7 protein-coding genes and 1 pseudogene are annotated in these 10,573 nt (G+C 72.6%); 2 read left to right on the forward strand and 6 right to left on the reverse strand.

The window, feature by feature from the left end; translation table 11 throughout:
• Positions 1–557 precede the first annotated feature (557 nt).
• Together BS75_RS48715 and BS75_RS32855 are read left to right on the forward strand one after the other, a co-directional pair.
• Positions 558–722, forward strand: a complete 165-nt coding sequence (locus tag BS75_RS48715) for a hypothetical protein (protein ID WP_156164312.1) — start codon at positions 558–560, stop codon at positions 720–722.
• A gap of 37 nt (positions 723–759) precedes the next feature.
• Entirely contained in the window at positions 760–1,038 is a 279-nt protein-coding gene (locus BS75_RS32855; protein WP_152646080.1) for a hypothetical protein, read from the forward strand.
• A gap of 29 nt (positions 1,039–1,067) precedes the next feature.
• On the opposite strand, the gene BS75_RS32860 is transcribed toward BS75_RS32855, so the two are convergent.
• From BS75_RS32860 to BS75_RS32885, 6 genes and pseudogenes are all read right to left on the reverse strand, one after another.
• Positions 1,068–1,631, reverse strand: coding sequence for a hypothetical protein (locus tag BS75_RS32860; protein WP_034090840.1), 564 nt, complete (start codon positions 1,629–1,631; stop codon positions 1,068–1,070).
• A gap of 165 nt (positions 1,632–1,796) precedes the next feature.
• A pseudogene (locus BS75_RS32865) lies at positions 1,797–6,842 on the reverse strand (amino acid adenylation domain-containing protein); the annotation flags it as partial.
• A 20-nt stretch (positions 6,843–6,862) separates the two neighbouring features.
• The gene (locus BS75_RS32870; protein ID WP_042439533.1) at positions 6,863–7,933 is read right to left on the reverse strand and encodes an ornithine cyclodeaminase family protein; all 1,071 of its coding nucleotides are present in this window, start codon (positions 7,931–7,933) and stop codon (positions 6,863–6,865) included.
• 60 nt (positions 7,934–7,993) lie between these two features.
• Positions 7,994–8,800: a 2OG-Fe(II) oxygenase gene (locus BS75_RS32875; protein WP_052069973.1), complete on the reverse strand. Its 807-nt coding sequence runs from the start codon at positions 8,798–8,800 to the stop codon at positions 7,994–7,996.
• A gap of 47 nt (positions 8,801–8,847) precedes the next feature.
• The gene (locus BS75_RS32880) at positions 8,848–10,137 is read right to left on the reverse strand and encodes an MFS transporter (RefSeq protein ID WP_042439536.1); all 1,290 of its coding nucleotides are present in this window, start codon (positions 10,135–10,137) and stop codon (positions 8,848–8,850) included.
• Between the two features lie 100 nt (positions 10,138–10,237).
• On the reverse strand, positions 10,238–10,453 hold the full coding sequence (locus BS75_RS32885; protein ID WP_034090841.1) for an MbtH family protein: 216 nt from the start codon (positions 10,451–10,453) through the stop codon (positions 10,238–10,240).
• Between the last annotated feature and the right edge of the window lie 120 nt (positions 10,454–10,573).

A 10,573-nucleotide genomic window follows, 5' to 3' on the forward strand; every position in this document is an offset into this window, starting at 1 on the left:
ACCCGCGGGTGTCCTGTCCGTATTCGTCCCCTGTTTGCCTGCAAGCCACGTACGCCGTACTGCTCTCCCCCGAGGTCAGTCGAACGCCGAAGTTACCTGTCGGTGTCGAGGTGATCATAGGTCGTGCCAGTAGGGGAGCAAATAGTTTATGGAAATTCCGCTAGTGGTACTGGAGTCCCGGATGACGGCATGGGTGACCATGGCTCGGTATAGCGATGCCCGGGGGACATGGACCGGCAAAGGCTGATACGCGCTCTTCATCCGATTCGGCCCGCCAGGGGGCTTGTGTCAGGAATGCGGACCCCCGGTGCGCCGGGCGCGGAGTGGCATCTCGTGGCCAGGCACGACACTGCCACGCGGGAGAACGTTCTGGTCAACGCCCGCTTGAGGGGTGCTCGGGCTTGCCCCATGGTGACAGCGCGGTTCCTGCCAGCTCCAGGTGCTTACCGGGCGGGGCGTGGGCGGCCAGGCTGTACACATCGCCAGTCGGTCGGACCCCAACGGAGTCGGCTGAGGCGGGAAGCAATCACCCGGCACCCCTCTCGAGGAGTATCGCCATGCCCCGAATCGCACCTTTCATTACTTTTGCCCTGCTTTCTCTGGCCATTCTGGTCGGAGCCTTTGCCACCGTCGGCCCGGGCACCACCGCGCACACGCGGCCCGCCGCCGACACCGCGCCGTCCGTCGTCGCCTCGCCCGACACCTTCACCTGGGGCCCGTGATTCGAGGAGGCGCTCCGTGCTGGCTGTACTCATTCGCATGACCCCGGCCCTTGACACCGAGCAGGTGCCGTCCGCGGTGCTGGTGGAGGAGGTCGTGTGGGCAGTGGCCGAACCGGGGGACCGCCTTGAGCACCTCACGGTGGTCGACGACATGCCGGGCCTGTTCGGCCTCATGGCGTTCATGGCGGCAGGCGACAGGCAACAGGCCATGGTCCAGGCCCGAGGACTGATCGACCGGGCCGTGCTGCGCACAGGCGCACTGCGCGGCTGGCGGGTCGTCGAGTGCTCCGCCCTGGACCCGGGAGTGTTGACGTAGGAGAACCGGGCGACCCGCGCGGGCCCGGGCTACCAGGGGACGTCTCCGCCGGCGGTCGACGTGCGCATCGGCGCGGTGGCGCCACCGCCGCTGCTGGTGGTGGGCGCACTCCCGCTGGTGGGCGTGGAGGGGACGGGACGGCCGACGGTGGTGCTGGTCCGGGTGCGCTGGACGGTCGGGTGCGCGGTGGACTCGGTACCCGACTGCGTCGGCACGGCGCGCGGGCCGGCGGGCGCTGCGACCGCCGATCGGGAGGGCTCCTCCTCGCCGCGCCGCTCCAGGCGCAGGACCAGGTTGATTTCCCGAGGCGAATGCTGGGCCCAGTCGCGGTCCTTGCTGCGGATCACCTGCTGCTCCACCCCGCCCACCGAGGTCCAGCGGCCGACCACCGCGCGGACGTTGTCCCGCCAGACGCCCTCGCACTGGTGCTGCAGCAGCAGTTCCCAGGACGGCGCGTCCACCTGGTACTGCTCGCCGACCGCGCCCCGCAGGACCACCTCGGCGCCGTTGCGGATCCGGACGACCGCGCGCTGCGGCCAGTCGGCGTCCACCCCGGTGACGGTGATCAGGCATGACCCTCGGTAGACCTGCATGTCGCTCCTCCATTGGACCCTCGGCCGGGAGGTCCCGAGGACCCCTCCTGGTTGACGGACGGAGGGGCGCTCCGGGTTCGATCCGCTCGACCGGGCCCGGGCCCGGACCTCCCGGACCTCCCGGACCGGAGAGGATCGGGTCCGGGAGGTCCGGCCCGGGCGCCACTAGGCGTTCTGGCTCACCCGCCTCCGCAGTGTCGGCCGCACCTGCTCGACCGCACCGAGCCGCTCGGCCAGGCCGGCCACCGTCGGGAACTCGAAGAGCAGCCGGACCCCCAGGTCGAGGCCGAGCCCGGACCTGACGCGGTTCACCAGCCGGGTCGCCAGCAGGGAGTGTCCGCCCAGCTCGAAGAAGTTGTCGTCGATGCCCACCTCGGGGATCCCCAGCAGCTCGGCGAACACGGCGCAGAGCGCCTCCTCGCGCGGGCTGCGCGGCGCCCGGTGGGTCAGCAGGCCCGCGTAGTCGGGTGCCGGCAGCGCTCTGCGGTCCAACTTCCCGTTGGCGGTGACGGGCAGGCTGTCGACGGCGACGAAGGCGGCGGGCAGCATGAAGTCCGGCAGCCGGCCGGCCATGTGGCTGCGCAGCTCGGACGGGTGCGGCAGCTCGCTGCCCTCGACCGGTACCGCGTAGGCCACCAGGCGTTTCTGTCCGGGCCCGTCCTCCAACGCCAGGACGGCTGCGGCGGCGACCGCCGGGTGCTGGGCGAGTACTGCCTGGATCTCACCGGGCTCGATCCGGATGCCCCGGATCTTCACCTGGTCGTCGACCCGGCCGAGGAACTCGATGTCCCCGTCCGGCAGCCGGCGCACCAGGTCGCCCGAGCGGTACATCCGCTCACCCGCGCCGCCGTACGGGTCGGCCACGAAGCGCTCGGCGGTCAGGCCGGCCCGGTTCAGGTAGCCGCGGGCCAGGCACGCGCCAGTCAGGTACAGCTCGCCCTGGACGCCGACCGGAACCGGGCGCAGCCCGCCGTCCAGGATGTACGTCCTGGTGTTCCAGATCGGTTGGCCGATCGGGGCGGTGGCCGTCGTCGGCCACCGCGCCGGGTCCGACGGCAGGGTGTAGGCCGTCACCACATGGGTCTCGGAGGGGCCGTAGTGGTTGTGCAGCAGCACGTCCGGCTGCCGCCGGTGGAACGCCCTGACCTCCTCGGTCAGCTGGAGGGCCTCGCCCGCCTGCATCACGTGGCGCAGTGCCGGGAGCCGGAGGGAGCGGGCGGCCGCGGCCTCGTACACCGCGTTCAGCACCAGGTCGGGAACGAACAGCTCGCCGATGCCCTGCTCGTCGACCCAGGCGGCCAGCTGCTGCGGGTCGAGCCGGGTCTCCTCGTCCGGGACGCAGATCGTCCGGCCGCCGAGCAGGGCGGAGAGCACCTCGTGTTCGGAGGCGTCGAAGCTGATGGCGCTGAACTGGGCGACCCGCTCCCCCCGGGGGCCCCGGATCGCCTCGGCGTTCCAGCAGAGCAGGTTGACCAGGGCGAGCGAGGTCATCACGACGCCCTTGGGGCGCCCGGTCGAGCCCGAGGTGTAGATCACGTACGACGGCGTCATCGGCAGCAGCGGGGACACCAGCTCGTACGGCCCGAGCGCGGTCTCCGGCTGCGCCGCCACCTCGGCGGCTCCCTCGGGCGCGTCCCGCAGCAGGAGGGCGCACGGGGGGTCGGCCGGTGCGAACTCCCGGGTGGTGATCAGCAGCGCGGGCCCGGCGTCCGCCAGGATGTAGGCGATCCGGTCGGCCGGGTAGGCGGGGTCGACCGGCAGGTACGCGGCGCCCGCCTTGAGCACGGCGAGCATCGCCACGATCAGGTCCGCGGAGCGCGGCAGCAGGACGGCGACGTAGCTCTCGGGCCCGATGCCCCGGGCGACCAGCGCGCGGGCCAGCCGGTTCGCCCGGGCGTGCAGCTGCGCGTAGTCGAGCCGGGTGTCTCCCGAGACGACGGCGCAGCGCCCGGGCGTCGAGACCGCGCGCGCCAGCAGCAGCTCCGGCAGGGTGGCGGACGGCAGCTCCCGTCCGGTGGCGTTCCACCCGGACAGGACCAGCTCGCGCTCGTCGGCGGTGAGCAGGTCGATCCCGGTGACCGGCCGGTCCGGCGCGGCCACGGCGGCCTGCAGGAGCCGGAGGAACCGGTCCAGGATCCGCTGCGCGCCGCCCTGGTCGAACAGGTCGGTCGCGTACTCCAGCGTGCCCTCGATCCCGGCGCAGCCGCCGGCCGTGCCGTTGGCGTCCCGGTACTGCTCGGTGAAGCTGAGCAGCAGGTCGAACTTGGCGGTGCCGGTGTCCGCTTCGGCCACCTCGACCTCCAGGCCGGGCATATCGAAGCGGTGGCCGCCGACTGCCTGCATCACCAGCATGACCTGGAACAGCGGGTGCCTGGCCAGGCTGCGGGCCGGGTTGACGGCCTCCACCACCTGGTCGAACGGCAGGTCCTGATGCGAGAGCGCGGCCAGCACCGTCCTGCCCACCCGGCCGAGCAGTTCGCGGAAGGTGGGTGCGCCCGAGGTGTCGAAGCGCAGCGCGAGGGTGTTGACCAGGAAGCCGTTGAGATCGGCGAGCGCGTCGTCGGTGCGGCCGGCGGTGGCGCTGCCGGTCGGGATGTCGTCACTGCCGGAGAGCCTGCTGAGCAGCGCGGCGAGCGCGGCCTGGAGCACCATGAAGACGGTGCTGCCGGTCCGCTGGGCGAGCTGCTCGATCCCCTGGTGCAGCTGCGGGTCGATCCGCAGGGCGAGCCGCTCGCCCCGGTGGGTGGCCACGGCGGGCCGGGGGCGGTCGTAGGGCAGCGCGAGCTGCTCCGGGGCGTCCGCGAGCGCCCGGCGCCAGAAGGTCGTCTGTTCGGCGGCCAGGGAGGAGGAGTCGGCCGGATCGCCCAGCAGCTCCCGCTGCCACAGGGTGTAGTCCGCGTACTGCGCCGGCAAGGCCCGCCACTGCGGTGCCGTGCCCCGGCGCCGCGCCGCGTAGGCGGTGCCCAGGTCGCGTCCCAGCGGGCCCATCGACCAGCCGTCACTGGCGATGTGATGCAGGGTCAGCAGCAGCACGTGCTGCCTCTGGTCCACGGCGAACAGCTCCGCGCGCAGCGGCAGCTCCGTGGACAGGTCGAACGGCCTGCCTCCCGACTCGCGGACCAGGTCCGCGAGTTCACCGGCCAGGACGCTGCGGACCGGCAGCTCGACGGTCACCGCCTCCGCGTCGAGGACCAGTTGCACGGGCTCGCCGTCCACCTCGCGGAACACCGTCCGCAGAGCTTCGTGCCGGCCGACCAGGTCCCGCAGCGCGGCGCCCAGTGCCGCCCGGTCCAGCTCGCCCGAAAGGCGCAGCAGGAAGGGCAGGTTGTAGGTCGCCGACGGTCCCTGGAGGCGGTCCAGGAACCAGAGCCGACGCTGCGCGAACGACAGCGGCAGCTGCTGCGGACGCGCCATCGGGCGCAGCGCGGGACGCGCGGCACCCCGTTCGTCCAGCCGCTGGGCGAGTTCGGCCACCGTGGGGAACCGGAACAGGTCGGCGACCGCCAGCTCCACGCCGAGGGTCCGGCGAACCCGGCTGACCAGCAGGGTCGCCAGCAGCGACTGGCCGCCGTGCTCGAAGAAGCTGTCGTCGACGGTGACTTCGGGCAGCCCGAGGACCTCGGCGAAGGCGGCGCACAGGCGCTCCTCGCGCTCGTTGCGCGGGGCGCGCCCGTGCGGGTCGGCGCCTGCGGCGGGGGCCGGCAGCGCCTTGCGGTCGAGCTTGCCGTTGGGCGTCAGCGGGAAGGCGTCCAGGGCGACGAACGCTGCCGGGACCAGATGGCTCGGCAGGCGTTCGCCCAGGTAGCCGGTGAGTTCGGCGGGGTCGGCGCCGCCGGTCGTGTAGCCGACCAGGCGCAGGCCGCCGACGGCTCCGGGCCGGGCCACCACCGCGGCCTGGGTGACCTTCGGGTGCCGCAGCAGGACGGCCTCGACCTCGCCGGGCTCGACCCGGAAGCCCCGGATCTTCACCTGGTCGTCGATGCGGCCGAGGTACTCCACCTCGCCGTCGGCGTTCCAGCGGGCGAGGTCGCCCGAGCGGTACATCCGCGAGCCCGCGGGACCGTGCGGATCCGCCACGAAGCGCTGGGCCGTGAGGTCGGGGCGGTTCCAGTAGCCGCGGGCGACCAGGGCGCCCGCGATGTACAGCTCGCCCCGCTCGCCGGCCGGCACCGGCTGCAGGTCGGCGTCCAGAACGCGGACCTGGACCCCGCTGATCGTGGAGCCGATCGGGACGGAGGCCGGCCAGTGCGCCGGATCGCCGTCCAGCGACTTGGTGGTGGCGAACGGGGCCTCCGCCGGTCCGTAGACGTTGTGCAGCCGGAAGGCCGAGCGGGCCGCCGCCGCGCGGATCCGTCCGTCGACGACCAGCGCCTCGCCGCCCTGCAGGATGTCCCGCAGGGACTCCAGGTCACTGCCCCGGTCCTCGGCGACCGCCAGCACCGTGTCGATGGCGGCGGCGCTGGCGTAGATCTCGTTGATTCCCCGCTCGTCGATCCAGTCGACGAACGCCGCCACGTCGCGCCGCAGTTCGTCGCTGGGCAGCACCAGCGTGCGGCCGGTCACCAGCGTCGCGAGGATCTCCTGGACGGAGAAGTCGAAGCCGATCGCGGTGAACTGGGCGGTGCGCCCGCCGGGCACCAGCGGCATGGCGGCCGCGTGCCACTCCAGCAGGTTGACCACGCCGCTGACCGGCATGGCAACGCCCTTGGGGGTCCCGGTGGAGCCCGAGGTGTAGACGACGTAGGCCGGGTTGGCGCCGCTGAGCGGCGCGACCCGGTCGGCGTCGGCCGGGTCGCCCGCCGGACGGCCCGCCACCGCCCGCCGCACGCCCGGATCGCCCAGGTCGACCGGGGCGGCCGAGCCCTCGCCCAGCAGCCCGTCGAGGTGGGGGCCGTCGGTGAGCACCCAGCCCGCCCGCGAGTCCCGGAGCAGGAACCCGAGCCGCTCCCGCGGATAGTCCAGATCCAGCGGCAGATAGGCGGCGCCCGTCTTGAGGACCGCCAGCAGCGCGACGACCAGGTGCTCCGAGCGCGGCAGGGCCAGGGCGACCACCCGTTCGGGGCCGACGCCCTGCGCGATCAGGTGGTGCGCCAGCCGGTTGGCCCGGCGGTTGAGCTCGGCGTAGTCGAGGACGGTGTCCTCGAACTCGACGGCGGCTGCGTGCGGGGTGCGCGCGGCCTGCGCCTCGAAGAGGCCGGCGGGTGTGCGCACGGATGCGGTCGGGGGTGGGTTCACGAGGTGTACTGCCCCACCAGTCGCGCCGAACCGGAGTGCGGCGAGTACGGGTCGATCGCGTTCGAGGGCCGGTACTCCAGGTCCACCCGGGTGCCGAGGCCCAGCTCGGTGGCGAACTCGACGAACACGTCGAGTGCCAGGTGGTCCTCCAGCGCTATGCCCGTCGAGTCGAACACCGTCAGCCGGCCGCGGGCATCGGCGACCGAGGCCGGGTCGGCCACCAACTGGGCGAGCGAGGGGCCGAGCTGATCGTGGGTGAGCCGCTGGCACTCGCCCTCGCGCAGCGCCTGCAGCGGGTGGTCCGGGCAGACCAGGGCGCGCTCCAGCAGGCTCCTGGGCAGTTCGGTCTTGCCGACCAGGTCGGCGCCGATGGCGTTGACGTGCAGGTGCTCCCGCACGTCGGTGTCCTGGAACACCGGACCCCGGCCGACCTCGATCGAGGTCGCGGTGGTGATGACGTCCGCCTGCCGGGCGATCTCCTCCGGGGTGGTGGCGCGGACGTCGAGGCCGAGGAAGGCGACCCGCTCGGCGAAGCTCGCCAGGTGCGCGGGGTCGGTGTCCCAGGCGAGCACCCGCTCCACCGGGAGGGTGAGGCTGAGCGCGTGCAGCTGGGTCACCGCCTGGGCGCCGGTGCCGATCATGCCGACGGTGCGGCTGTCGGGGTGCGCCAGGGCGCGGCTCGCCAGCGCGGACACCGCGCCGGTGCGGATCGCGGTGAGGACGATGCCGTCGCAGAGCACCGACAGGCAGCCGGTGATGTCGTCGTAGCGGGCGACCGTGCCGACGATGGTGGGCAGGCCGAAGCGGTCGGGGTTGGCCGGGCTGTACGCGACCGTCTTGATCGTGGTGCTGTCGCCGCCCACGCGGTGCGGCATCCATTCGATGATCCCGGGCACCGGGTCGGGGCGCTCGAAGCCGTCCCGCAGCGGGGAGAGCTGGACGGTGCCGCGGTGGACCGCGGTGAAGCCCTCGGAAAGGCGCTCGATCATGCGGCGCATGAGGGCGTCGCGACCCACCTGCCCGATGATCCGGGCGATGTCGTCCTGCGCGATCAGTAGTGTGTTCATCGAGTTCCCCCTCGGGAATTGCTGTGGGCTGTGCTCGACCCGTGCCGTGGTCCTGGGGATTCAGGACCAGACGATCATTTCGCCGGACATGGTGATTCCTGCAAAGAACGAGAGGGTGATCCGGCGGCCGCCCTCGAAGTCCTGGACCTGGTGGAAGTTCCGGCAGTCGAAGAAGACGCCTTCGCCCGCCGCGGCCAGGACGGTGGCGCGGGGAGCGGAGTCCACCACTTCCGGCGCCCAGCCGTAGCCGTCGCGGCGGGTGTCGTCGGCCGGGATCCAGCGGTGTCGCCAGACGGTCAGCGCGCCGCCCCGGTCGGCCACGGTGATGTGGAGGTTGAAGGCGAGCTGGACGATGGGCCGGTCGTCGAAGCGGTCGGGGAACTCCCGCATCACCTCGTCGTAGTGGATCTTCGAACCCGTGGTGAACTCCCGCAGGATTCCGACGTGCAGCGGCCGCCCCCCGATGCTGGCCGGCCGCACCGGAATGCCCAGCTCGCGCCGGAGCCGGGCCAGCACGACGGCCGTCGGGTCAATGCCGCCGAAGATCTCCAGGGTGGCCTGCCGGGTCCGCTCCGACTTCTCCCAGTAGGCGTCCTCGACGCGTCCCTGGGTGTAGAAGTCGTACACGGCAGGGCCGAACTTGAGGATCGGCGGGTCGAGCCGCTGCTCGTCGTAGGGCTCGAAGTCGGTCTGTTCGATCCGGGCGACCAGGTCGGCCAGGTCGCCGGTCAGCAGGCCGGGCCAGCCGACGATGGCGCAGGTGCCGGCGGCGAGCTTCTGCAGGGCCTCGCCGAGCTCGCCGCCCGCGACCTGCAGCGGTTCGAACAATGCGTTGTCGACGACGCGGGTCGACTCCATCACGGGCATGGGTGTCCCTTGGTCCGAGGTCAGTGGAAAACTGCGAGTGCTGTCGGTCAGGCCGAGACGGGTTCCGGCTGCTGCTCCACCTGCGCGGCGGCGAGGGCCGCTTCGATCTCCCGGCTGGGCGCCATGACCGCCGTCAGCGCGGTGACCACGAACAGCAGCGCGGCGCCGAAGACGAAGGGCGCGCGCAGTCCCACCGCGCTGCCCAGCCAGCCACCCATGGCGGCGCCGAGCGGCGCCGCTCCCAGCGAGCCCAGCCGCCGGGTGGCGGACACCCGGCCGGTCAGCTGCGCCGGCACGATGGCCATCGAGACCGAGGGGGCGATGACCATGGTGGCGGACATCGCGGTGCCGGTGAGGGCGAGTGCCACCGCCCCGAACACGGCGTTGGAGGAGAGCCCCAGGCCGAGCTGGGCGACACCCTCGACGGCGGCGGTGAAGATGAGTGCGCCGCCCGTGCCGAGCCGGGTGCCGATCGTGCGGGCCAGGCCCGCACCGGCCAGACCGCCGACGGCCTGCGCGGTGAGCAGCACACCGAAGCCGAACTTGCCGAGGTGCAGGCACTGGTGGGCGAAGAGGACGAGAACCGCCTCGCCGGCCATGAAGGCCACGTTGCCGATCATGAAGCGCAGGGTGGAGCTGAGCAGCACGCGGTTGCGCAGGACGAAGAGGGCTCCCTCCTTCGCTCCCCGCCACAGCGGGCCCTTCGCGGCGGTGGTGTCCACGGGCTGCTGGGGCAGGGTCCTGATGAAGAGCGCGCTGCCCACGTACGACAGCGCGTTGAGGACGTAGGGCACGGTGCGGGCGAGCGCGAAGAGCGCGCTGCCGAGCGGGGGGCCGATGAACTGCGACAGCGTCGTCTGGGCCCCGAGGTTGCGGGCGAGCGCCCGCTGGATCAGGTCCACGTCGCCGTCGAGCAGCTGCCGCAGGTAGGCCGTCGACGCGGAGTCGAAGAAGATCTGGGCGGTGCCCAGGGAGAACGCGACGCCGATGAGGACCGGCAGGCTGATGTGCCACAGCAGCGCCGAGAGCGGCAGCAGCATGAGGGCGAGGGCCCGCACCAGGTCCGCGGTCATCATCGTCCGCCGGCGGTCCCAGCGGTCGACCAGTGCCCCGCCCAGCAGGCCGAACAGCAGCCAGGGGATGACGGCGGCGGAGGTGACCAGGCTCAGGGTGAACGGGTCCGTGGTCAGGCTGGCCGCCAGCAGCGGCAGCGCGGAGAGGTAGATGCCGTCGCCGAGGTAGGACACCCCGGACGCCAGCCACAGCCGGGTGAAGCTGGGCGGGAGGGACGCCGCGGTCTCTGCGTCGGTCTTCTTCTTGATCTTCAACCAGGCCATGGGGGTTCTCTGTGACTCTCTTCGGGGTGGCTCCGGGCGGGGTTCCGCCGACGGCGACGAAGCGGACGGGCAGGCGGGTGAACCCGCCCCGGGGCCAGGGTCAGCGCGCCTGGTCCATCAGCGCGGCGAGGCTGCGCGGGCGCATGTCGGTCCAGGTCACATTGATGAAGTCGAGGCACTCGGTGCGCGCGGCGGGCCCGTGGGCGGTGCTCCAGCCGGCGGGCAGCTCGATCTGCTCGGGCCACAGCGAGTGCTGGTTCTCGTCGTTGACCAGCACCAGGTACGTGCCGTCCTCGTTCTCGAACGGGTTCGTCATGGGGTGTCACTCCTCTTCCGGGCGGCCCGGGTCACCCGGGCCTGGTTCGTGTGGGTGGTGCGGTGGGCGGGGCCGCCCCGGTCGGCGGGCGACCGGGGCAACCCCTGGTAGAACCCTGCG

Origin of the sequence: Streptacidiphilus albus JL83 (assembly GCF_000744705.1) — a bacterium.
Lineage (GTDB): Bacteria > Actinomycetota > Actinomycetes > Streptomycetales > Streptomycetaceae > Streptacidiphilus > Streptacidiphilus albus.

What these genes read in the sequence shown, in the direction of transcription:
- BS75_RS48715 (WP_156164312.1), top strand. Translation starts at nt 558, where the DNA reads ATGCCCCGAATCGCACCTTTCATTACTTTTGCCCTGCTTTCTCTGGCC.
- BS75_RS32855 (WP_152646080.1), top strand. Translation starts at nt 760, where the DNA reads ATGACCCCGGCCCTTGACACCGAGCAGGTGCCGTCCGCGGTGCTGGTG.
- BS75_RS32860 (WP_034090840.1), bottom strand. Translation starts at nt 1,631, where the DNA reads ATGCAGGTCTACCGAGGGTCATGCCTGATCACCGTCACCGGGGTGGAC.
- BS75_RS32870 (WP_042439533.1), bottom strand. Translation starts at nt 7,933, where the DNA reads ATGAACACACTACTGATCGCGCAGGACGACATCGCCCGGATCATCGGG.
- BS75_RS32875 (WP_052069973.1), bottom strand. Translation starts at nt 8,800, where the DNA reads ATGCCCGTGATGGAGTCGACCCGCGTCGTCGACAACGCATTGTTCGAA.
- BS75_RS32880 (WP_042439536.1), bottom strand. Translation starts at nt 10,137, where the DNA reads ATGGCCTGGTTGAAGATCAAGAAGAAGACCGACGCAGAGACCGCGGCG.
- BS75_RS32885 (WP_034090841.1), bottom strand. Translation starts at nt 10,453, where the DNA reads ATGACGAACCCGTTCGAGAACGAGGACGGCACGTACCTGGTGCTGGTC.